This window comes from Pseudomonas sp. 2(2015), assembly GCF_000955865.1.
In the GTDB taxonomy this organism is placed as follows: domain Bacteria; phylum Pseudomonadota; class Gammaproteobacteria; order Pseudomonadales; family Pseudomonadaceae; genus Aquipseudomonas.
In genome coordinates this window covers 778,857-800,526 of record NZ_JYOF01000003.1, presented here as the reverse complement: position 1 = coordinate 800,526, position 21,670 = coordinate 778,857, and the positions used below count along the sequence as shown (strand labels likewise).

17 protein-coding genes are annotated in these 21,670 nt (G+C 64.1%); 12 read left to right on the top strand and 5 right to left on the bottom strand.

The window, feature by feature from the left end; translation table 11 throughout:
• Positions 1-8 precede the first annotated feature (8 nt).
• Positions 9-1,562: a methyl-accepting chemotaxis protein gene (locus UB48_RS06505; protein WP_275559096.1), complete on the bottom strand. Its 1,554-nt coding sequence runs from the start codon at positions 1,560-1,562 to the stop codon at positions 9-11.
• A gap of 266 nt (positions 1,563-1,828) precedes the next feature.
• Here UB48_RS06505 and UB48_RS06500 point away from each other — a divergent pair, with 266 nt between their 5' ends.
• A complete protein-coding gene (locus UB48_RS06500; protein WP_045195085.1) occupies positions 1,829-2,698 on the top strand; it encodes a DUF2242 domain-containing protein in 870 nt (289 codons plus the stop codon).
• Positions 2,699-2,901: 203 nt separating this feature from the next.
• Here the strand turns inward: UB48_RS06500 and UB48_RS06495 are convergent, their stop codons facing one another.
• Both UB48_RS06495 and UB48_RS06490 read right to left on the bottom strand, forming a co-directional pair.
• The gene (locus tag UB48_RS06495; protein ID WP_045195083.1) at positions 2,902-3,942 is read right to left on the bottom strand and encodes an AraC family transcriptional regulator; all 1,041 of its coding nucleotides are present in this window, start codon (positions 3,940-3,942) and stop codon (positions 2,902-2,904) included.
• 3 nt (positions 3,943-3,945) lie between these two features.
• The gene (locus UB48_RS06490) at positions 3,946-5,067 is read right to left on the bottom strand and encodes a carbon-nitrogen hydrolase family protein (RefSeq protein ID WP_045195081.1); all 1,122 of its coding nucleotides are present in this window, start codon (positions 5,065-5,067) and stop codon (positions 3,946-3,948) included.
• Between the two features lie 193 nt (positions 5,068-5,260).
• On the opposite strand from UB48_RS06490, the gene UB48_RS06485 reads away from it, so the two are divergent.
• Positions 5,261-7,297, top strand: coding sequence for an NADPH-dependent 2,4-dienoyl-CoA reductase (locus UB48_RS06485; RefSeq protein WP_045195079.1), 2,037 nt, complete (start codon positions 5,261-5,263; stop codon positions 7,295-7,297).
• 78 nt (positions 7,298-7,375) lie between these two features.
• Positions 7,376-8,275 (top strand): 1-aminocyclopropane-1-carboxylate deaminase/D-cysteine desulfhydrase, encoded by a 900-nt coding sequence (locus tag UB48_RS06480; protein ID WP_045195077.1) that lies wholly within the window; start codon positions 7,376-7,378, stop codon positions 8,273-8,275.
• Here the strand turns inward: UB48_RS06480 and UB48_RS06475 are convergent.
• Positions 8,272-8,820 (bottom strand): cytochrome b, encoded by a 549-nt coding sequence (locus UB48_RS06475; RefSeq protein ID WP_045195075.1) that lies wholly within the window; start codon positions 8,818-8,820, stop codon positions 8,272-8,274. The genes UB48_RS06480 and UB48_RS06475 overlap by 4 nt on opposite strands.
• A 169-nt stretch (positions 8,821-8,989) precedes the next feature.
• On the opposite strand from UB48_RS06475, the gene UB48_RS06470 reads away from it, so the two are divergent.
• The gene (locus UB48_RS06470) at positions 8,990-10,276 is read left to right on the top strand and encodes an arsenic transporter (protein ID WP_045195073.1); all 1,287 of its coding nucleotides are present in this window, start codon (positions 8,990-8,992) and stop codon (positions 10,274-10,276) included.
• 107 nt (positions 10,277-10,383) lie between these two features.
• Here UB48_RS06470 and UB48_RS06465 read toward each other — a convergent pair whose 3' ends face one another.
• Complete coding sequence (locus tag UB48_RS06465; RefSeq protein WP_045195071.1) at positions 10,384-11,328, bottom strand: DUF1853 family protein; 945 nt, start codon at positions 11,326-11,328, stop codon at positions 10,384-10,386.
• A 133-nt stretch (positions 11,329-11,461) separates the two neighbouring features.
• Between UB48_RS06465 and UB48_RS06460 the strand changes: the two genes are divergently transcribed.
• The 8 genes from UB48_RS06460 to UB48_RS06425 all read left to right on the top strand — a co-directional run bounded on the left by UB48_RS06460 (position 11,462) and on the right by UB48_RS06425 (position 21,653).
• Positions 11,462-12,352: an NAD(+) kinase gene (locus UB48_RS06460; protein ID WP_045195070.1), complete on the top strand. Its 891-nt coding sequence runs from the start codon at positions 11,462-11,464 to the stop codon at positions 12,350-12,352.
• Complete coding sequence (locus UB48_RS06455) at positions 12,352-13,323, top strand: metallophosphoesterase (protein ID WP_045195068.1); 972 nt, start codon at positions 12,352-12,354, stop codon at positions 13,321-13,323. The genes UB48_RS06460 and UB48_RS06455 overlap by 1 nt, the downstream gene beginning before the upstream one ends.
• Entirely contained in the window at positions 13,320-14,192 is an 873-nt protein-coding gene (locus UB48_RS06450) for a rhomboid family intramembrane serine protease (protein WP_045195066.1), read from the top strand. Before UB48_RS06455 ends, UB48_RS06450 begins: the two co-directional genes overlap by 4 nt.
• Positions 14,193-14,206: 14 nt before the next feature.
• Positions 14,207-14,467, top strand: coding sequence for a YeaC family protein (locus UB48_RS06445; RefSeq protein WP_045195064.1), 261 nt, complete (start codon positions 14,207-14,209; stop codon positions 14,465-14,467).
• Positions 14,464-15,294, top strand: a complete 831-nt coding sequence (locus UB48_RS06440) for a DUF2797 domain-containing protein (protein ID WP_045195062.1) — start codon at positions 14,464-14,466, stop codon at positions 15,292-15,294. Before UB48_RS06445 ends, UB48_RS06440 begins: the two co-directional genes overlap by 4 nt.
• Positions 15,295-15,308: 14 nt before the next feature.
• Complete coding sequence (gene pepN / locus UB48_RS06435; protein ID WP_045195061.1) at positions 15,309-17,966, top strand: aminopeptidase N; 2,658 nt, start codon at positions 15,309-15,311, stop codon at positions 17,964-17,966.
• Between the two features lie 229 nt (positions 17,967-18,195).
• Positions 18,196-19,251 (top strand): YCF48-related protein, encoded by a 1,056-nt coding sequence (locus tag UB48_RS06430; protein WP_082075400.1) that lies wholly within the window; start codon positions 18,196-18,198, stop codon positions 19,249-19,251.
• Positions 19,252-19,271: 20 nt separating this feature from the next.
• Positions 19,272-21,653 (top strand): RND family transporter, encoded by a 2,382-nt coding sequence (locus tag UB48_RS06425; RefSeq protein ID WP_093387402.1) that lies wholly within the window; start codon positions 19,272-19,274, stop codon positions 21,651-21,653.
• Positions 21,654-21,670: the final 17 nt, after the last annotated feature.

Genomic DNA, 21,670 nt, shown 5'->3' with positions numbered 1-21,670 from the left:
CTTACCGGTTACACCCGAAAGCGCGCCACCAGCTGTTGCAGTTCACTGCCCAGGCGCGCCAGTTCCACCGACGAAGCCGCCGTCTGCTGCGACGCGGTGGACGACTGTTCGGCAACGTCGCGCACGCTGAGCACACTGCGGTTGATCGATTCGGCGACGCTGCTCTGCTGTTCGGCGGCGGTGGCGATCTGCAGGTTCATGGTCTGGATGCCGGTCACGGTCTGGGTGATGGCCTGCAGCTCGATACCGACCTGGTTGGCCAATTCCACAGTACCGCCGACCTGTTGCTGGTTGGCGTGCATCATTTCGGCGGCTTTCTGCGCGCCTTGTTGCAACGACAGAATCAGCGTCTCGATCTGCGCTGTTGATTGCTGTGTGCGCTGGGCCAGCCCGCGCACTTCATCGGCGACCACGGCAAAGCCGCGCCCGGCCTCACCCGCGCGCGCCGCCTCGATGGCGGCGTTGAGGGCCAGCAGGTTGGTCTGTTCGGCAATGGCGTTGATCACCGTCATCACGGTGCCGATGCGCTCGCTTTCTTCCGACAATTGGCTGACCGCACTGGCGCAATTGCCGATGTCGTCGGCCAGCTGGCCGATCTGGCTCAGGGCCTGCTGCACTACGCGGTTGCCCTGTTTGGCCTGGCTGTCGGCCTGGTGCGTGGCTTCGCTGGCTTCTTCTGCGTTACGCGCGACTTCCTGGACGGTGGCAACCATCTCGCTCATTGCCGTGGCCACCTGGTCGGTTTCGACCTTCTGGCTGGTGATGCCGGCGCTGGTCTGTTCAGTGATGGTCGACAGCTCCTCGGCGGCGGTCGACAGCTGGCGGGTGACATGCCCGGCCTGGCCAAGCATCTCGCGCAGGTTCTCGCCGCTTTGCGCCAGCGCCTGCAACAGCTGGCCGAACTCGTCGCGGCGCGGTTCGCTGGCAGTGTTGGTGAGGTCGCCTTGGCCAATGCGCCGGGCAATTTCCACCGCCTGGCGCAGTGGCTGGGTGACCTGGCGGATGATCAGCGCACTGATCAGCACGCCCAGCACCAGGGCTGCGAACAGCAAGCCCAGCATCAGGCTGCGGCTGTCGCTGGATTCCTCGGTGCTCTTCTGGTTCTGCAGGGTGATCAACTGGTTGATCGCCTCCAGGCCCTGATGCACGGTCTGCAGCAACTGGTCATGCAGCTTGCTCTGCAGCAGGGTGCCGCCGCTGGCCGCCTTGAGTTGCTCGAACTGTTGCAGGTACTGCTTGAGATCATCGCCAGTGGCCTTGAGCAGGCGCTGCGAGTCGGCATCGGGCAGGGCGCCGAGGTTTTCCTCGACCAGGCGGCTGGCCTCCTGGTGGGCCTGTACCAGCTGGCTGGCGAAGCTGCCTTCGCGGCGTTGCTCGAAGCTCAGCTGGGCGGCGCGCATTTCATTGAGGTTGTCGAGGATGTAGTTGACCGACACCAGGCGATCGGCGCGCTGGGTCAGGGTGTTCAAGCTGTTGATGGCGGTAATGGCGAGTAGCACCATCAGTACCAGAATGGGCGCAAAGCCAAGCAGCAACTTGATTTTCACAGATAGGTTTTTCACCGAGATAACTCCTGTCGACCGGTAGGCGGTGATGGCTAGTTGCCAGCGTAGTCGTAGAATGGGCAGGGCAAAAGTCGGATGGGTCCGATCTGTTCGTAGGGTTCGAGCGAAGGATTTGTGGGTTTATCGACCAATGGTCAAACCCCGGCATCAGGGGCGATCACTGGCCCCTTGTATGAATTTTCTGCGGTGATTGCCCGCCTGTGGTTTCAGCATTCCGTCGATGTGTTGCACAATAGGCGCCGACCGTTTCCTCAGGATTTGCAATGTCAAAGTCAACCGTCTGCGGTGCGCTCGGGCTGGCCCTTGTGCTGGCGGGTGTTTCCGGCTGTTCTTCGAAGAAAGCTGCCATTTACGAACACGAGAATTTCGACGACTCGGGTACCTTCTCGCGCAGCTTTGCGGTGAGTGAAGCCGGTACCTGCGAAGCGGCGCGCCGTGCCTTGCTCAGCCAGGGCTATATCATCACCAGCAGCGACGCTGGCCAGGTCAATGGCAACAAGAGCTTCCAGCAGACTGGCGATTCGCACCTGCAGATCAGCTTCAACGTGGTCTGTGCCCGCGACAGCGGCGACGAGCAGCGCTCGACCATGTTCGCCAACGCCCTGCAGGATCGCTATGCGCTGAAAAAATCCAACACCTCGGCCAGCCTCGGCGTTGGCGTGCTGGGTTCGGTGTCGATGCCGATCGGCTCCAGTGACGATTCGATGGTCAAGGTTGCCAGCGAGACCGTGACCTCGGCCAAGTTCTACGAGCGTTACTTCGCCCTGGTGGAAAGTTTCCTGCCCAAGGAAACCAAGAAGAAGGCTGAGGCAAAGCCTGCAGCCAAGCCAGCGGTGGAGCTGGGTGTGCCCGAGACCGCGCCGGCAGCACCAGCGGCCGCCCTGGCTCCGGCTCCGGTTGAAGCACCAGCGGCTGCAGCGGCTGGCGTACCGGTCAGCGAACCGTCGCCGGCCCCGGCTGCCGAAGTGCCGGCCGCGCCGGTGGTGGATGACAGCAGTAGCTCGCAGCCGGTGCCGCCGCCCGCCGAAGCTGCGCCGATCAGCGTCCAGGACAGCAGCACACCGGCACCCGTAGAGCCGACCCCGACCATCGCCCCGGTAGCACCGGCCAGCAGCGAGCAGGCGCCGCTGTAAATTCGCCCGTCTCTGCTACGTTGTTTTGATAAGCGTCATTGTCATTTTTCTTTCATCGCGGCACTTTAGGCTCGTTGATGAATCAATGACATGAATGAGAAACAACGGAGCAGACGATGGACGACTATCAAGAAGAACTACTCGAATACCGCGCCATTGAGCTCGACCCGGTCGAGCCGGCCGAAGACGCTACCGAGCTGTAATCAGCCGGTACGCCGCTGGCTGCGGCGAAACTCGCCCGGGGTGATGCCGTTCCAGCGCTTGAACGCACGCTGAAACGCCTCCGCCGAGGCAAACCCGAGCAAGTAGGCAATCTCGCCAAAGGCCAGTTCCGTGTCACGGATATAGGTCATGGCCAGATCGCGCCGGGTATCGTTGAGGATGGCGCGAAACTGCGTGCCTTCCTCGGCCAGCTTGCGCCGCAGGGTCCAGGTCGGCAATTGCAGGTGCCTGGCCACTTCCTCCAGATCCGGTTCCCGTCCGCCATTCAATAGCGGCCCCAGCAGGTGGGCGATGCGCTCGCCCAGGCTGCGTATCCGCGTGCGTTGCTCAAGCTCGGCCTCACACAGCTGCAGCAGGTGCTGCCAGGTGCTTGGGCAGTGCGCCGGGTTGCGCAGGGCCAGGTTGGCGCGGCTCAGGCGCAGTTGATTGGTGGCGGCGCCAAACTGCACCGGGTTGCAGCTCAAGGCCTGGTAGTGGGCGGCGTAGGCGGGCGCCTCGAACTCGATCTCGACCCGTTCGGCCAGCAGCATCGTACCCGCCAGGCTCGACAGCTGCGCCAGCCAGCCGGCCAGCAGCGAATCCACCACGAAGCGGTTATAGGCGTTGTACGGGCTGATCGAATAGAACCGTAGCCAGGCGCCGCTGCTGTCTTCATGAAAGCTTGAGTGCCCGCGGTAGTTGGCCGCGTACAGTGGCTCGAAGCGCAACAAGGTGCGCGCCGCTTCGCCCACGGTGGGTGCTTGTGCCGCAGTGACGCCGGCCAGGCCGGCCTGGCCCAGGCGGCTGATGTGGCCCATGTGCAGGCCCAGGGCCGGGTCGCCGGTCAGTTCGATGGCAGCATGGCCCAGGTGCATATAGCGCGGGATCGACAGGCGCGCGCCGGCTTCGGCCAGGCGCGCTGGCTCCAGGCCGTAGCGGGCGAGCAGGGCCGTAGGATCGATGCCGCGTTGCTGCAGGGTTTCGCTCAGCGGCTGGATAAAACCGACCGACAGGTCGCCCAGGCGCACGCGGGGACGGTTCATGCCCTACAACCAGAGGTTCAGCAGGCGCGCACCGGGGCTGGACGTGCCGCCCAGGTTCACCCCGTTGAGCTGGGCAAAGCCCTGGCCATCGGCGGCCAGGTCCCAGAAGCGCCCGCGCAGGAACACACTCATGCTGCTGACCCTGGCGGCGTTGGCGTTCAGGGTCAGGCGTTGCCAGGCGTCGTGTTCGCTCACCTCACCGGGCTTTAGCGCCAGCGACGAGGCCAGGGGTTGATGCCGGTTGCCGCGCCACGGCGCGTTCCAGCTGTCATGGCCGCTGAGAAACACCGGGTTGGCGACGATCTGGGCAAACTGGTTGGCCAGTTGCTGCTGGTTGCTCGGGTACCAGCTGTCGCTGCCGATCAGCACGCCCAGGCGCCCGGCCGGGGTTTGCAGCACCTGTGGCGGTTGATCGGTGCCGCTGCTGATAAAACGCCGCACTTCACTGTCCGGGTGCTGCTGGCGTTGCGGCTGGCCGAGCACCGAGCCGTCGCTGGCGAACACCAGGCTTGCGTTGTACAGAGCGCCGGAGCCGATGCGCAGGGTACCGCGCTCGACGTAAGGTTCAGGCAGGACGATGGAGCCGGCCACCAGGGTCACGCCGAACTCCTTGGCCAGGCCGCCGAACAGTTGCTGATAATCCTCGGCCATCTGCCCGGCTTTCATCCGCAGGTGGGCGTCGGCACGACGGTCGTCACCTTCGGCGCCGAGCAGGGCCAGGCCGTAGCGCAGCGGGTTGCTCAGTTCCAGCCATTGCAGGGCTTCGCGGCGTTGGGTGACCTGGTACAGCTCGCTCTTCTCGCCTCGGGCCCACAGCCAGGTGCCGATGTGTTCGGGCAGGATGACGATGGTTTTGGCGTTGACCAGGCCCTGGGCGCGGGCGTGTTCAAGGTAGGCGGCCAGCTTGCGGTGCAGGCGCTGCAGGCTCTGGTAGTCACCGGGGAACAGCTGCGGCTCGACGCCCAGCAGGTTGCCGTGATCGGCCGGCACGCCTTCGCTCAGGGCCAGCTCGATGCGCAGGTCCGACAGATAGTGCCCGGCCGGGCGCTGCTCGGTCCAGAAGCCGTAGCCACTGAGGACGGCAATGACAACCAGCGCCAGGGCGCTCAACAGAAGTTTTCGCATGAAACGGGACAGCGCCGAAAAGGGATTCGGCCCCTAGGGTAGACCCCGAGTGCAGCAGGATCAATAACTTGTCACTTTCGGTCATTGAGCCGCGCCCGCTGGCTCTTTAATGTCGGCCTCAGATAACTGACGGGCCCCGCCAGCCTTGGCGAGGCGCCCGCATTCCGTGATTACGCCTGTTGTGGAGTTCACTATGGCCGCCGCTCAATACCCGCATTTGCTCGCCCCGCTGGACCTGGGTTTCACCACCTTGCGCAACCGCACCCTGATGGGCTCGATGCACACCGGCCTTGAAGAAAAGCCCGGCGGTTTCGAGCGCATGGCGGCCTATTTTGCCGAGCGTGCCCGTGGCGGCGTCGGCCTGATGGTGACCGGCGGCATCGGCCCGAACGTGGAGGGCGGGGTGTACTCCGGCGCGGCCAAGCTGAGCACGCCGGAAGAAGCCGATAAACACCGCATCGTCACCCAAGCGGTGCATGAAGCCGGTGGCAAGATCTGCATGCAGATCCTTCACGCCGGGCGCTATGCCTACAGCCCCAAATCGGTAGCGCCGAGCGCGATCCAGGCGCCGATCAACCCGTTCAAGCCGCGTGAGCTGGACGAAGAGGGCATCGAGAAGCAGATCCAGGACTTCGTCACCTGCTCGCTGCTGGCGCAGAGCGCCGAGTACGACGGCGTCGAGATCATGGGGTCGGAAGGCTACTTCATCAACCAGTTCCTCGCCGCCCACACCAACCAGCGTACCGATCGCTGGGGTGGCAGCTACGAGAACCGCATGCGCCTGGCGGTGGAGATCGTGCGCCGGGTGCGCGAAGCGGTAGGGCCGAACTTCATCATCATCTTCCGCCTGTCGATGCTCGACCTGGTCGAGGGCGGCAGCAGCTGGGAAGAGATCGTGCAGCTGGCCAAGGCCGTGGAGCAGGCCGGCGCGACCCTCATCAACACCGGTATCGGCTGGCACGAAGCGCGGATCCCGACCATCGCCACCAAGGTGCCGCGTGCGGCATTCACCAAGGTCACCGCCAAGCTGCGCGGCGCGGTGCAGATCCCGCTGATCACTACCAACCGCATCAACACCCCGGAAGTCGCCGAGCAGATCCTTGCCGAGGGCGACGCCGACATGGTCTCGATGGCGCGGCCGTTCCTGGCTGACCCGGAGTTCGTCAACAAGGCCGCCGCCGGGCGTGGCGACGAGATCAACACCTGCATCGGCTGCAACCAGGCCTGCCTGGACCACACCTTCGGCGGCAAGCTGACCAGCTGCCTGGTCAACCCGCGCGCCTGCCATGAAACCGAGCTCAATTACCTGCCGGTGACCCAGGTCAAGCGCATCGCCGTGGTCGGCGCCGGCCCTGCCGGCCTGGCCGCTGCCACCGTGGCGGCCGAGCGCGGCCATGAAGTGACCCTGTTCGATTCGGCCAGCGAAATCGGCGGCCAGTTCAACGTGGCCAAGCGCGTGCCGGGCAAAGAAGAGTTCTATGAAACCCTGCGCTACTTCAAGCGCAAGCTGCAGACCACCGGTGTCGAGCTGTGCCTGAACACCCGCGTCGATGCCGAGCAGCTGGCGGCGGGCGGCTTTGACGAGATCATCCTCGCCACCGGTATCGCCCCGCGCCTGCCGGCCATCCCGGGCATCGAGCACGCCAAGGTGTTGAGCTACCTGGACGTGCTGCTGCAGCGCAAGCCGGTAGGGCAGAAGGTCGCGGTGATCGGCGCCGGCGGTATCGGTTTTGACGTCTCCGAGTATCTGGTGCACCAGGGCGTGGCCACCAGCCAGGATCGTGAAGCGTTCTGGAAAGAGTGGGGTATCGATACCCGGCTTGAAGCCCGCGGCGGCGTGGCCGGGATCAAGGCCGAGCCGCATGCGCCGGCGCGCCAGGTGTTCCTCCTGCAACGGAAAAAAACCAAGGTAGGCGACGGCCTGGGCAAGACTACCGGCTGGATTCACCGTACGGGCCTGAAGAACAAGCAGGTGCAGATGCTTAACAGCGTCGAATACCTGAACATCGACGATGCCGGCCTGCACATCCGTATCGCCGAGGGCGAGCCGCAGGTGCTGCCTGTGGATAACATCGTCATCTGCGCCGGCCAGGATCCGCTGCGCGAACTGCAGGACGGCCTGCTCGCCGCCGGGCAGTCGGTGCACCTGATCGGTGGCGCCGATGTCGCTGCCGAACTGGACGCCAAGCGCGCCATCAACCAGGGCTCGCGCCTGGCCGCCGAGCTCTGACCGGCGCAGCGCGGCGGGCCGCCCGGCCCGTCGCGCTGTTACACTGCGCTGCCCTGGCAGCCCTGTTGTGCCCCGCCCATGATTGGCAATTTCGACGACCTTCCTCTCGCGCCCCTGCAACCCTTGCCGCTGAACTGGCTACGCCCTCATGGTGTGGAGCTCGCGGTGTTGCGCCTGGACCTGATCGACCCGCTGATCAGTGGCAACAAGTGGTTCAAGCTGCTCGAGCACCTGCGAGTCGCCCAGGCCCAAGGGGCGCCCGGGGTGATCAGCCTTGGCGGCGCCCATTCCAATCACCTGCATGCCCTGGCGGCGGCGGGCAAGCGCTTCGGCTTTGCTACCGCCGGGCTGTTGCGTGGCCATGCCCAGGACACCCCGACCGTGCGCGACCTGCAAGCTTTTGGCATGCAGCTGCACTGGTTGGGGTATGGCGGTTATCGCGAGCGTCATCAACCGGGGTTCTGGCAGCCGTGGCAGGCGCTTTATCCGGGGTGGCAATGTGTCGCCGAAGGCGGTGGCGGGGCGTTGGGTGCCAAGGGCTGTGCGTTGATCGTCGAGCAGGCGCAAGCGCAGTTGGCGGCGCTGGGCTGGGCGGATTACCACGGCTGGTGGCTGGCGGCCGGCACCGGCACCACCCTGGCCGGGTTGGTGTTGGCCGAGGCGGGCCGGCGTGAGGTGCATGGCGCCCTGGCCGTACCGCTGGACCACGGCGTGCCCGAGTCTGTCGAAACACTGGTTGGCAAGGCAGGTTACAGGCTGCATGAGGCCTGCCGTGGCGGCTTTGCCAAGGTCGATGACGAGTTGGTGGCGTTTATGGCCGACTGCGAATCTGAAACGGGCATGCCGCTGGAGCCGCTGTACACCGCCAAGGCCTTGCTGGCGCTGCGCCGGGAAGTCGAAGCGGGGGCTTTTGCTGCCGGCACCCGGCTGATCTTTTTACACAGCGGCGGCCTGCAGGGCCGCCGCGGGTTCGCCTAGTTATTGCGTGGCAACATGCGCAGCAAGGTGTTGTCGCGCTGCACATAGTGATGGAACAGGCCGGCAACAGCATGCAGGCCGATCAACCAGTAGCCCCAGGTGCCGATGCGCTCGTGCCAGCCCTTGATGAACTTGGCCAGGTCCGGGTCCGGGGCGATCAGCGCCGGCAGCTCGAAACCGTAGAACGGGATCGATTTGTTGGCGGCGCTGAGCAACAGCCAGCCGGCCAGCGGCAGGCCGATCATCAGCAGGTACAGAGCCAGGTGCATCAGGTGCGCCAGGCCGGTCTGCCAGGCCGGCGGCGCCGGAATGATCGGCGGGGTCGGGCGGCCCAGGCGCAGGGCCAGGCGCAGCCAGACCAGCACGAATACCGTCAGGCCGAGCATGAAGTGCAGGTCTTTCATCAGCGCGCGCTCGGCGCTGTCCTTGGGGAACATGCCGCGCAGTTCGATAAAGGCGTAGACCGCCGCCAGCAGCACCAGCATCAGCCAGTGCAGGGCAATCGACAGACCGCCATAGCGGGCCTGGTTTTGGCTCAACGTCATGGGTATTCCTCATCATCAGGTCGAAGTCCGCGCTCTTGTGGCGCAGTCAGCTAACTGTAACCGCTTGCCAGCCGATTACCCGGCCATTGCAGCAGAAATTGGTCACGCAGGCCTTGATCTGTCGCTAGAATCCGGCGCTTGTGCCCCATTTCTACAAGGCTTGTACTTCATGCTGATGGCATCGCTGATATTCCTACTGACCATTACCTTGGTGATCTGGCAGCCCCGTGGCCTGGGCGTTGGCTGGAGTGCCACGGGCGGGGCGCTGCTGGCGTTGCTCTGCGGGGTGGTGCAGTGGAGCGATATCCCGGTGGTCTGGCAGATCATCTGGAACGCCACCGGCACCTTCATTGCCCTGATTATCATCAGCCTGTTGCTCGATGCTGCTGGCTTTTTTGCCTGGGCGGCGCTGCACGTGGCGCGTTGGGGGCGCGGCAGTGGCCAGCGGCTGTTCTGCTTCATCGTACTGCTGGGGGCACTGGTGTCGGCGTTGTTTGCCAACGACGGCGCGGCGCTGATCCTCACCCCGATCGTGGTGGCCATGCTCCTGGCCCTGCGCTTTAGCCCGGCGGCGACCCTGGCTTTTGTCATGGCCGCAGGTTTTATTGCCGATACCGCGAGCTTGCCGCTGGTGGTGTCGAACCTGGTCAACATCGTCTCTGCGGACTTCTTCGGTATTGGTTTCAACCGTTATGCGGCGGTGATGGTGCCGGTCAACCTGGTTGCCGTGGCGGCAACCCTGGCGGTGCTGTTGTGGTACTTCCGCCGCGATATCCCGGCAGACTACGACCCGCTGCAACTGGATGCGCCGCGCAGCGTGGTGCAAGACCCGGCGACGTTTGTTGCCGGCTGGCTGGTGCTGGCGATCCTGCTGCTCGGCTGTTTTGCCCTTGAGCCGCTGGGCATCCCCATCAGCGCGATTTCGGCGGTGTGTGCACTGGTGTTGCTGCTGGTGGCGGCACGCGGGCACAGGATTTCCACGCGCAAGGTGCTCAAAGAAGCGCCCTGGCACATCGTGGTGTTCTCCTTAGGGATGTACCTGGTGGTCTATGGCCTGCGCAACGCCGGGCTGACCGATTACCTGGCCGGTTGGCTCAACGCATTCGCCAGCGGCGGGGTGTGGGGTGCGGCGCTGGGTACCGGGCTGCTGACCGCGGTGCTGTCGTCGATCATGAACAACCTGCCGACGGTGCTGATCGGCGCCTTGTCGATCGATGCCAGTGCCGCCACCGGGGTGGTCAAGGAAGCGATGATCTACGCCAACGTGATCGGCAGTGACCTGGGGCCGAAAATTACCCCGATCGGCAGCCTGGCGACCTTGTTGTGGTTGCATGTGCTGGAGCGCAAGGGGGTGAAGATTGGCTGGGGGTATTACTTCAAGGTCGGGATTGTGCTGACGCTGCCGGTGTTGCTGCTGACCTTGGTGGCGCTGGCGCTGCGGTTGACTGTGGTTTAGGGCTGGCTTCATCGCCGGCAAGGCCGGCTCCCACAGTGGATCTGCGCACGCCGAACCTGTGGGAGCTGGCTTGCCAGCGATCGCCTGCGCAGCAGGCGTAAAACCCGTCACCCTGGCAGGTTCGGCCATAAGTCCGAGACCAGAAACAACCGCTCGGCTTCCTCCCACTCGCCACGCTCACCCTCGACCAGCCGCACCAGCAACTGCGCTGGCGCCAGTGGGTCCAGCGCCTGCAACCAGGTCTCGAAGCGCTGTGCCGACCAGCAGTCCTGCGCCGGGTAACAGGCCGGCGCCAGCCAGGCATGGCGCGGCAATGGCTGCCAGCGACCAGGTGCACTCTGGGCACGGAACGCTGCCCAGTCCCGCTGATGCAACCAGAGCCCGCGCAAATGCTGCGGGTTGGCCCCACGCGGCGCTTGCGCCTGCCCCGGCCAGGGGTAGAGCAGGTAACCGCCCAGCCACAATTGCGCACTGAACTGCTCGATCTCCAGCGCCGCCAGCGCTTCGCGGCTTTCCGCGCGCGCCGAAATCGGCAACTGGTGTTCGGCCAGGTGGGCAAGCTTGCGGTCCAGGCGGTCATGGCAACCCGGCCCCAGCCACTGCGCCGGGTTCTCTCCCGTGCCGTTCTGCGGCCCCAGGTACAGCTTGATCGCCAGCTCCAGGTGGTGCACACCGTCGCTGTCGCGCAGCAACAGGTCCAGCTCGCCGAGGGTGTGCCCGCCATTGCGGATCGGCAGGTTGGCAGCCAGCAGGGTCACCCCGGGGGCATGCTGGAGGACGAACTGCCATAGACGTTCGTAGTACAAACCCAGGCGCCGGGTGCTGGCCTGGGCCAGCCAGTGCAGCAGGACCTGGCTGTCGCGGTCTTGTGCCAGCAGCCACTGGCGCAGTTGTTCAGGCTCGGCTACCCAGCGGCTGGCCGCCAGCGGGTGGCGCTGCGGCCACGGCGTGTCGCGCAGCATCGGCGGCGCCAGGATCACCCAGGCCAGGTCGCGCACCTGGGGCTGGCGCAACTGGCGGGGCAGGTCGGTCAGGCTGGGGAACGGGTTCATTCTGCGAGCATAGCCGCTCAGCCTGCGCGCTTGCTGAATTTCTCCGGCGTTTGCCGCTGCCCGGCGCTTTCGCCCATAATCGAACTCTTTGGCGAGCATCGCCTCTTTACCCGCCGCAGAGCCCTGGAGCCCCATGGAGCAATTTCGCAATATCGGTATCATCGGACGTCTGGGCAGCTCCCAGGTGCTCGATACCATTCGCCGACTGAAAAAATTCCTGCTGGCGCGGCATCTGCACGTGATCCTCGAGGACACCATCGCCGAAGTCCTGCCCGGCCACGGCCTGCAAACCTCGACCCGCAAGCTGCTGGGCGAGGTCTGCGACCTGGTGATCGTCGTCGGTGGCGACGGCAGCCTGCTCGGCGCCGCCCGCGCCCTGGCCCGGCACAACATTCCGGTACTGGGCATCAACCGTGGCAGCCTGGGCTTTCTGACCGACATCCGCCCCGATGAGCTGGAGGTCAAAGTCGCCGAGGTGCTCGACGGCCACTACCTGGTGGAAAACCGCTTCCTGCTGCAGGCCGAAGTGCGCCGTCACGCCGAAGCCATCGGCCAGGGCGACGCCCTCAACGATGTGGTGCTGCACCCGGGCAAGTCGACGCGAATGATCGAGTTCGAGATCTACATCGATGGCCAGTTCGTCTGCAGCCAGAAGGCCGACGGCCTGATCGTCGCCACGCCGACCGGCTCGACCGCCTACGCGCTGTCGGCGGGCGGGCCGATCATGCACCCCAAGCTCGACGCCATCGTCATCGTGCCGATGTACCCGCACACGCTGTCGGGGCGGCCGATCGTGGTTGACGGCAACAGTGAGCTGAAGATCGTCGTGTCCAAGGACCTGCAGATCTACCCGCAGATTTCCTGCGACGGCCAGAACCATTTCACCTGCGCGCCTGGCGATACCATCACGGTCAACAAGAAGCCGCAGAAGCTGCGCCTGATCCATCCGCTGGATCACAATTACTACGAGGTATGCCGGACCAAGCTCGGCTGGGGCAGCCGCCTGGGTGGTGGAGGCGAGTGATGCTCGATCCCGCTCGCAGTTTCGACCTGATCGGTGACGTGCACGGCTGTGCCCACACCCTCGAGCGCCTGCTCGACGCCCTCGGCTACAAGCGCCAGGGCGGCGTCTGGCGGCATCCGTCGCGCCAGGCCGTGTTCCTTGGCGACATCATCGACCGTGGCCCGCGGATTCGCGAAGCGCTGCACATCGTCCATGACATGGTCGAGGCCGGCCAGGCCCACTGCATCATGGGCAACCACGAGTACAACGCCCTGGGCTGGAACACCCCGGCGTTGCCCGAGAGCGGCAAGCACTACGTGCGCGAGCACACCCCGCGCCACGGCCGGCTGATCTACGAAACCTTGACCCAGTTCGAACAGCATCCAGGCGACTGGCATGACTTTCTCGAGTGGTTCTACGAACTGCCGTTGTTCATCGACGCCGGGCGTTTTCGCGTTGTGCATGCCTGCTGGGATGCGCGGCTGATCGACCCGTTGCGCCAGCAGTACCCGGACGGGCACATCGACGAGCATTTCATCCAGGCTTCGGCAGTGCCTGAGAGCTTTGCCGCCACAGTCTGCAACCGCCTGTTGCGCGGCACCGACATGCGCCTGCCGGACGGTTTGACCCTGACTGGCGGCGACGGCCTGACCCGGGCGTTTTTCCGCACCAAGTTCTGGGAAGAAGACCCGCAGACCTACGGCGATATCGTCTTCCAGCCCGATGCGTTGCCCGAGCAGGTGGCCAGTGCGCCGCTCAGCCACAGCCAGAAGAACGCCTTGCTGCGCTACAGCGAGGACGAGCCGATGCTGTTCGTCGGCCATTACTGGCGCAGCGGCAAGCCGGCGCCGATCCGCGCCAACCTGGCCTGCCTGGACTACAGTGCGGTGCTGTACGGCAAACTGGTCGCTTACCGCCTGGATGCTGAAACCCGCATCGACCCGCGCAAGTTCGTCTGGGTTGATGTCGACCGGCCGGAGGCCAGCCAATGACTGCAGTGGTGGTATTACGCATGCCGTTGAGTACCGATCTCAGCGGCTTTGTCGGCCTGTTGCGGCGCCTGCAGGTGCCGCACCGGGTCAGCGAGGAGGGCGGTGACCAGGTGTTGTGGGTGGCCGAGAACCTCGCCGAAGACGTACGCCAGCTTTACCAGCGTTTCCCCGAGGGCAATGCCGAGTTCGAACTGCCGGCCGATGCCGCCCTGGCGCCGCCGGCGCGTCCGAGCATCGGCGAGCAGTTGCGCGCCAGCAAGGCCACGGCGGCGATCCTCCTGCTGTGCCTGATCGTCGCCGGCCTTACTGGCCTTGGCGACAACTTCGCGACCTTGAGCTGGCTGACCTTCCTCGATTTTCGCGTGCAGGGCGACTACCTGTACTTCACCCCCTTGGCCGCCAGCCTTGCCGATGGCCAGTGGTGGCGCCTGTTCACGCCGATGCTGGTGCATTTCGGCATCCTCCACCTGGCCATGAACGGCCTCTGGTACTGGGAACTGGGCCGGCGCATCGAACTGCGCCAGGGGCCATGGAACCTGCTCGGCCTGACCTTGCTGTTCAGCCTGGTGTCCAACGCGGCGCAGTACCTGTTTGGCGGCCCGAGCCTGTTCGGCGGCTTGTCGGGGGTGCTCTACGGTTTGCTCGGACACATCTGGCTGTACCAGTGGCTGGCGCCCAACCCGGTGTATCGCATGCCGCGCGGCGTGCTGGTGATGATGCTGGTGTGGCTGCTGCTGTGCCTGTCCGGTTTGATCAGCCTGCTCGGCTTCGGCCAGATCGCCAACGCCGCCCATGTCGGCGGGCTGTTGGTCGGTTGCCTCAGCGGGCTCTTGGGCGGGGCGCTGGCCCGGCGTAAACTGACCGCTTGATTTTGGGAGACCTTATGTCCACTTTTGCGCAAATGATTGAAAACATCACCCCGGAAATCTACCAGAGCCTGAAACTGGCGGTAGAGCTGGGCAAATGGGCAGACGGGCGCAAGCTCACCACCGAGCAGAAAGAGCTGTCGCTGCAGGCGGTGATCGCCTGGGAGCTGCAGAACCTGCCGGAAGAACAGCGTACCGGTTACATGGGCCCGCAGGAATGCGCCTCGAAGTCGGCACCGGTGCCGAACATCCTGTTCAAGTCGGATGCGATCCATTGATCGAACTCGGCCGCGGCTCCATCAGTAAAATGTCGGCGCGTCTCGATGCGCCGGTGGTGCAGTACGCTTTTCGTCTGGGCGAGCAGGAAGTGCCGGTCAACCCCTTGATCGGCAAGACCCTGCGCCTGGAATACCTCGGTGCCATCCATTGCAGCCACTGCGGGCGCAAGACCAAGACCAGCTTCAGCCAGGGTTATTGCTACCCGTGCATGACCAAGCTTGCGCAGTGCGACGTGTGCATCATGGCTCCGGAAAAATGCCACTACGATCAGGGCACCTGCCGCGAACCTTCGTGGGGCGAGCAGTTCTGCATGACCGATCATGTGGTGTACCTGGCCAACTCCTCAGGCATCAAGGTCGGCATTACCCGGGCGACCCAGTTGCCCACCCGCTGGCTAGACCAGGGCGCCAGCCAGGCGCTGCCGATCGTGCGCGTTGCCACCCGCCAGCAGTCGGGGCTGGTCGAAGACCTGTTCCGCAGCCAGGTGGCCGACCGCACCAACTGGCGCGCCTTGCTCAAGGGCGATGCCGAGGCGGTCGACCTGCTTGCCGTGCGCGATCAACTGTTCGACAGCTGCGCCGAGGGCCTGACTGCCCTGCAGGCGCGATTCGGCCTACAGGCCGTGCAGCCGTTGAACGATGGTGAAGTGCTGGAAATCCGCTACCCGGTCGAGGCCTACCCAAGCAAGATCGTCAGCTTTAACCTGGACAAGAACCCCGTGGCTGAAGGCACGCTGCTGGGCATCAAGGGCCAGTACCTGATCTTCGATACCGGCGTGATCAATATTCGCAAATACACGGCGTACCAGCTCGCCGTGCATCAGTAAAAAAGGACCGCCACATGCGTACCGAACAGCCGCAAGTGATCTACCTCAAGGACTATCAGGCCCCCGAATACCTGATCGACGAGACCCACCTGACCTTCGAACTGTTCGAGGACCACAGCCTGGTCCACGCGCAACTGGTCATGCGCCGCAATCCGGCCCGGGGTGCCGGCCTGCCGCCGCTGGTGCTCGACGGCCAGCAGCTGGAGCTGCTCAGCGTCGCCCTGGACGACCAGGCCCTGGCCGCCGGCGACTACCAGCTCGATGACAGCCACCTGACCGTACAGCCCAAGGCTGCGACCTTCACCCTCGACACCAGCGTGAAGATCCACCCCGAGCGCAACACCGCCCTCGAAGGCCTGTACAAGTCCGGCAGCATGTTCTGCACCCAGTGCGAGGCCGAGGGTTTTCGCAAGATCACCTACTACCTCGACCGCCCGGACGTGATGAGCAAGTTCACCACCACGGTGATCGCCGAGCAGCATCGCTATCCGGTGCTGCTGTCCAACGGCAACCCGGTCGGTACTGGCCCGCAGGAAGATGGCCGGCATTGGGCAACCTGGGAAGACCCGTTCATGAAACCGGCCTACCTGTTCGCCCTGGTCGCCGGTGACCTGTGGTGCGTCGAAGACAAGTTCACCCGCCAGTCGGGCCGTGACGTGACCCTGCGCATTTATGTCGAGCCGGAAAACATCGACAAGTGCCAGCACGCCATGACCAGCCTGAAGAAGTCCATGCGCTGGGACGAGGAAGTCTATGGCCGCGAGTACGACCTGGACATCTTCATGATCGTCGCGGTCAACGACTTCAACATGGGCGCCATGGAAAACAAGGGCCTGAACATCTTCAACTCCAGTTGCGTGCTGGCCCGCGCCGAAACCGCCACCGACGCTGCGCACCAGCGGGTCGAGGCGGTGGTCGCCCACGAATACTTCCACAACTGGTCGGGCAACCGCGTGACCTGCCGTGACTGGTTCCAGCTGTCGCTCAAGGAAGGCTTCACGGTGTTCCGTGATTCGGAGTTCAGCGCCGACATGAACTCGCGCACGGTCAAGCGCATCGAGGACGTCGCCTACCTGCGCACCCACCAGTTCGCCGAAGACGCCGGGCCCATGGCCCACGCCGTGCGCCCGGACAGCTTCATCGAGATCTCCAACTTCTACACCCTGACCGTCTACGAGAAGGGCTCGGAAGTGGTGCGCATGGTCCGCACCCTGCTGGGCGCCGAGGGTTTCCGTAAAGGCAGCGACCTGTACTTCGAGCGTCATGACGGCCAGGCCGTGACCTGCGATGACTTCATCAAGGCCATGGAAGACGCCAACGGCGTCGACCTGACCCAATTCAAGCGTTGGTACAGCCAGGCCGGCACGCCGCGCCTGGCAGTCAGCGAGGCTTACGACAGTGCTGCCCAGACCTACAGCCTGACGTTCCGTCAGAGCTGCCCGGCCACCCCGGACAAGGTCGAGAAAAAACCATTCGTGATCCCGGTGGAGCTGGGCCTGCTCGATGCCCAGGGCAACGACATTGCCCTGCGCCTGCAAGGTGAAGCGGCAGCAGACGGCACCTCGCGGGTGTTGTCGGTCACCGAAGCCGAGCAGACCTTCACCTTCGAAGGCATCGCTGCCAAGCCGCTGCCCTCCTTGCTGCGTGGCTTCAGTGCCCCGGTCAAGCTGAGCTTTCCGTATGACCGCGACCAGCTGATGTTCCTCATGCAGCACGACAGCGATGGTTTCAATCGCTGGGAAGCCGGCCAGCAACTGTCGGTACAGGTGCTGCAGGAACTGATCGCCCAGCACCAGCAGGGCGCCAAGCTAGTGCTGGACCAGCGCCTGGTGACCGCGTTGGGCACGGTACTGGCCAACGAACAGCTGGACCAGGCCATGGTCGCCGAGATGCTCTCGCTGCCCAGCGAAGCCTACCTCACCGAAATCAGCGAAGTGGCTGACGTCGATGCCATCCACGCCGCCCGCGAGTTCGCCCGCAAGCAGATCGCCGAGCAGCTGTTCGATGCCCTCAACGCACGCTACCAGGCCAACCGCGCGCTATCGCGCAGCACCGAGTACGTTGCCGAAGCCGAGCACTTTGCCCGTCGCAGCCTGCAGAACATCGTGCTCTCGTACCTGATGCTCAGCGCCCGGCCCGAAGTGCTGGCTGCAACCCTGGAGCAGTTTGACGCCTGTGACAACATGACCGAGCGCCTCACCGCCCTGGCCGTGCTGGTCAACTCGCCGTTCGAGACGCAGCGGGCCAAGGCCCTGGAAAGCTTTGCCGAGCACTTCAAGGACAACCCGCTGGTCATGGACCAATGGTTCAGCGTACAGGCGGCCAGCACCCTGCCGGGCGGCCTGGCGCGGGTCAAGGCGCTGATGCAGCACCCGGCCTTCACCATGAAGAACCCGAACAAGGTCCGCGCCCTGATCGGTGCCTTCGCCGGGCAGAACCTGGTCAACTTCCATGCCGGCGATGGTTCGGGCTATCGCTTCCTGGCGGACCTGGTGATCGAACTCAACGCCCTCAACCCGCAGATCGCTTCGCGGCAACTGGCGCCGCTGACCCGCTGGCGCAAATACGACAGCGCCCGTCAGGCGTTGATGAAAGGCGAGCTGGAGCGGATTCTGGCTAGTGGTTCGCTGTCCAGCGATGTGTATGAAGTCGTGAGCAAAAGTCTGGCCTGATGGCCTCATCGCGGGTCAAGCCCGCTCCCACATTTAGTGTGGGAGCGGGCTTGACCCGCGATTGCTTCCCCGCAAATCCTGCGCTTAACAAAAGATAACGTCCCGTTCGTTGTCAGCCCTTTGCAAACCCCGATAGGATGGCTCTCAGCTATTGCGGGGCTCTGGAACACGGTTTTTGCAGTACCTGCATATAGATTGACCCAAATAACAATAAACGGGGGATAGATCTATGACTGAGCCTGTCATGGCGGGTCTCGGCGCTGCTGCGCGTAAAGCCGGCAATCGCCCTTGGGCATTGGCCGCCAGCGGCTTGCTGGTCTTGGCAATCGGGCTGTGGGCCAATACGGCCGAAGCCGCAGCCGCGCAAACCGATGACTACTCCACCCAATCGTCCAAGGCGGTAAAAAGCTTGCTGCTGGACGTCACCAAGGCCGGCGCACGCCTGGTCGCCGTGGGTGATCGCGGCCATATCCTGTTTTCCGATGACCAGGGCAAGTCCTGGACCCAGGCCAAGGTGCCGACCCGGCAACTGCTCACCGCTGTCTATTTTGTCGACGACCAGCACGGCTGGGCGGTCGGCCACGATGCGCAGATCCTCGCCAGCACCGACGGCGGCGCCACCTGGAGCAAACAATTCGAAGACCTGGCGCGTGAAGCGCCGCTGCTCGATGTCTGGTTCAAGGACACCCAGCACGGCATCGCCGTGGGCGCCTATGGCGCATTGCTGGAAACCACCGACGGTGGCAAGCACTGGAACGATGTCGGCGATCGGCTGCATAACGATGACCAGTTCCACCTCAACGGCATCGCCGAGGTAAAAGACACCGGCCTGTTCATCGTTGGCGAGCAGGGCAGCATGTTCCGCTCCAGCGACGACGGCCAGACCTGGGAAAAGCTCGAAGGCCCTTATGAAGGCTCGCTGTTCGGCGTCACCGGCACCGCCCAGCCACGCACTTTGCTGGCCTACGGCTTGCGCGGCAACCTCTACCGTTCCAGCGATTTTGGCGACACCTGGCAACAGATCAAATTGAAAGCCGCGCGCGGCAACCTCGAATTTGGTCTGGCAAGCGCTACGCTTCTCGATGATGGCAGCCTGGTACTCGTGGGCAATGGCGGCAGCGTGCTGCGCAGCAGCGACGACGGTCAGAGCTTCAGCGTGTTCAACCGGGCCGATCGCATTGCCCTGGCCGGCGTCAGCGGGCTGAATGAAGGGCGCCTGGTGCTGGTGGGCCAGGGTGGCGTGCACCTGGCTTCGGCCCAGGGCGCCGAAGGAGTGCAGCCATGACCCGTCAGGAGCAGTTCAACATGAACCAGCAGCAACACCATCAGGACAAGGCGACCTTGCTTGAGCGCCTGATCTTCAATAACCGCCCGGTGGTGATCCTCATCTGCCTGCTGGTCAGCGTGTTCCTGTTCTGGCAGGCCACGCAGATTCGTCCGTCCACCAGCTTCGAAAAAATGATCCCGCTCGAGCATCCGTTCATCGAGAAGATGCTCGAACACCGCAACGACCTGGCCAACCTCGGCAACACCGTGCGCATCTCGGTGGAGGCCACCGACGGCGACATCTTCAGCAAGGACTACATGGAAACCCTGCGTCAGGTGCATGACGAGGTGTTCTACATTCCCGGCGTCGACCGCTCGGGGTTGAAGTCGCTGTGGAGCCCCAGCGTGCGCTGGACCGAAGTGACCGAAGAGGGCTTCGCCGGCGGCGAGGTGATCCCGCAGACCTACGACGGTTCGGCCGACAGCCTCGACCAGTTGCGCAACAACGTGCTCAAGTCCGGGCAGGTCGGGCGCCTGGTGGCCAACAACTTCAAGTCGAGCATCATCGACATCCCGCTGCTGGAGTCCTACCCCGACCCGCAGGACCAGGGCAGGCTGATCAAGCTCGACTACCAGCAATTCTCCCATCAGCTCGAAGAGAAGATCCGCGACAAGTTCCAGGCCCAGAACCCCAACGTGAAGGTGCACATCGTCGGCTTCGCCAAGAAGGTCGGTGACCTGATCGACGGCCTGATGATGGTGGCGATGTTCTTCGGCATCGCCCTGGTGATCACCTGGGTGCTGCTGTACTGGTTCACCTGGTGTATCCGCAGCACCATCGCCGTGCTGATCACCACCCTGGTGGCGGTGGTCTGGCAATTGGGCCTGATGCATGCGGTGGGCTTCGGTCTTGACCCGTACTCGATGCTGGTGCCGTTCCTGATCTTCGCCATCGGCATCTCTCACGGGGTGCAAAAGATCAACGGCATCGCCTTGCAGTCCAGTGATGCCGACAACGCCCTGACCGCGGCCCGGCGCACCTTCCGCCAGCTGTTCCTGCCGGGGATGATCGCCATCCTGGCCGACGCCGTGGGCTTCATCACCCTGTTGATCATCGACATCGGCGTGATCCGCGAGCTGGCCATCGGTGCCTCGATCGGTGTGGCGGTAATCGTCTTTACCAACCTGATCCTGCTGCCGGTCGCCATCTCTTATGTCGGCATCAGCAAGAAGGCCATCGAGCGCAGCAAGAAGGACGCCACCCGCGAGCATCCGTTCTGGCGCCTGCTGTCCAATTTTGCCAGCGCCAAGGTGGCGCCGGTGTCCATCGTCCTGGCCTTGCTGGCCTTCGGTGGCGGCCTCTGGTACAGCCAGAACCTGAAGATCGGCGACCTCGACCAGGGCGCGCCGGAGCTGCGTCCGGACTCGCGCTACAACCAGGACAACGCCTTCATCATCAACAACTACTCGACCAGCTCCGACGTGCTGGTGGTCATGGTCAAGACCCCGACCGAAGGCTGCTCGGTGCACTCGACCATGGCGCCGATCGACGAGCTGATGTGGAAGATGGAGAACACCCAGGGGGTGCAATCGGCGATCTCCCTGGTGACCGTGTCCAAGCAGATGATCAAGGGCATGAACGAGGGCAACCTGAAATGGGAAAGCCTGTCGCGCAACCCGGACGTGCTCAACAGCTCGATCTCCCGAGCCGACGGCCTGTACAACGCCGACTGCTCGCTGGCGCCGGTGCTGATCTTCCTCAACGACCACAAGGCCGAGACCCTCGACCGCGCGGTCAAGGCGGTGCAGGAATTTGCCGACACCCACAACAAGGAAGGCCTGGAATTCCTCCTGGCGGCCGGTAACGCCGGTATCGAGGCGGCCACCAACGAGGTGATCAAGTCGGCCGAGCTGACCATCCTGATTCTGGTGTACATCTGCGTGGCGGTGATGTGCATGATCACCTTCCGCTCGTTTGCCGCAACCTTGTGCATTGTCCTGCCGCTGGTGCTGACCTCGGTGCTGGGCAACGCCCTGATGGCCTTCATGGGCATCGGCGTCAAGGTCGCGACCCTGCCGGTGGTGGCGCTGGGCGTGGGTATCGGCGTGGACTACGGCATCTACATCTACAGCCGCCTGGAGAGTTTCCTGCGTGCCGGGCTGCCGCTGCAGGAAGCCTACTACCAGACCCTCAAGTCCACCGGCAAGGCGGTGCTGTTCACCGGCCTGTGCCTGGCCATCGGCGTGTGCACCTGGATCTTCTCGGCGATCAAGTTCCAGGCCGACATGGGCCTGATGCTGACCTTCATGCTGCTGTGGAACATGTTCGGCGCGTTGTGGCTGCTGCCGGCACTGGCGCGGTTCCTGATCAAGCCGGAAAAAATGGCGGGCAAGCAGGGCGGTTCGATTTTCGCCCATTGATTGCTGGTGATAATCGC

Coding starts and splice junctions, on each gene's coding strand:
- UB48_RS06470 (WP_045195073.1), top strand. CDS start 8,990: ATGCTGATGGCATCGCTGATATTCCTACTGACCATTACCTTGGTGATC.
- UB48_RS06425 (WP_093387402.1), top strand. CDS start 19,272: ATGAACCAGCAGCAACACCATCAGGACAAGGCGACCTTGCTTGAGCGC.
- UB48_RS06500 (WP_045195085.1), top strand. CDS start 1,829: ATGTCAAAGTCAACCGTCTGCGGTGCGCTCGGGCTGGCCCTTGTGCTG.
- UB48_RS06485 (WP_045195079.1), top strand. CDS start 5,261: ATGGCCGCCGCTCAATACCCGCATTTGCTCGCCCCGCTGGACCTGGGT.
- UB48_RS06430 (WP_082075400.1), top strand. CDS start 18,196: ATGACTGAGCCTGTCATGGCGGGTCTCGGCGCTGCTGCGCGTAAAGCC.
- UB48_RS06490 (WP_045195081.1), bottom strand. CDS start 5,067: ATGCGAAAACTTCTGTTGAGCGCCCTGGCGCTGGTTGTCATTGCCGTC.
- UB48_RS06455 (WP_045195068.1), top strand. CDS start 12,352: ATGCTCGATCCCGCTCGCAGTTTCGACCTGATCGGTGACGTGCACGGC.
- UB48_RS06495 (WP_045195083.1), bottom strand. CDS start 3,942: ATGAACCGTCCCCGCGTGCGCCTGGGCGACCTGTCGGTCGGTTTTATC.
- UB48_RS06460 (WP_045195070.1), top strand. CDS start 11,462: ATGGAGCAATTTCGCAATATCGGTATCATCGGACGTCTGGGCAGCTCC.
- UB48_RS06465 (WP_045195071.1), bottom strand. CDS start 11,328: ATGAACCCGTTCCCCAGCCTGACCGACCTGCCCCGCCAGTTGCGCCAG.
- UB48_RS06445 (WP_045195064.1), top strand. CDS start 14,207: ATGTCCACTTTTGCGCAAATGATTGAAAACATCACCCCGGAAATCTAC.
- pepN (WP_045195061.1), top strand. CDS start 15,309: ATGCGTACCGAACAGCCGCAAGTGATCTACCTCAAGGACTATCAGGCC.
- UB48_RS06475 (WP_045195075.1), bottom strand. CDS start 8,820: ATGACGTTGAGCCAAAACCAGGCCCGCTATGGCGGTCTGTCGATTGCC.
- UB48_RS06480 (WP_045195077.1), top strand. CDS start 7,376: ATGATTGGCAATTTCGACGACCTTCCTCTCGCGCCCCTGCAACCCTTG.
- UB48_RS06450 (WP_045195066.1), top strand. CDS start 13,320: ATGACTGCAGTGGTGGTATTACGCATGCCGTTGAGTACCGATCTCAGC.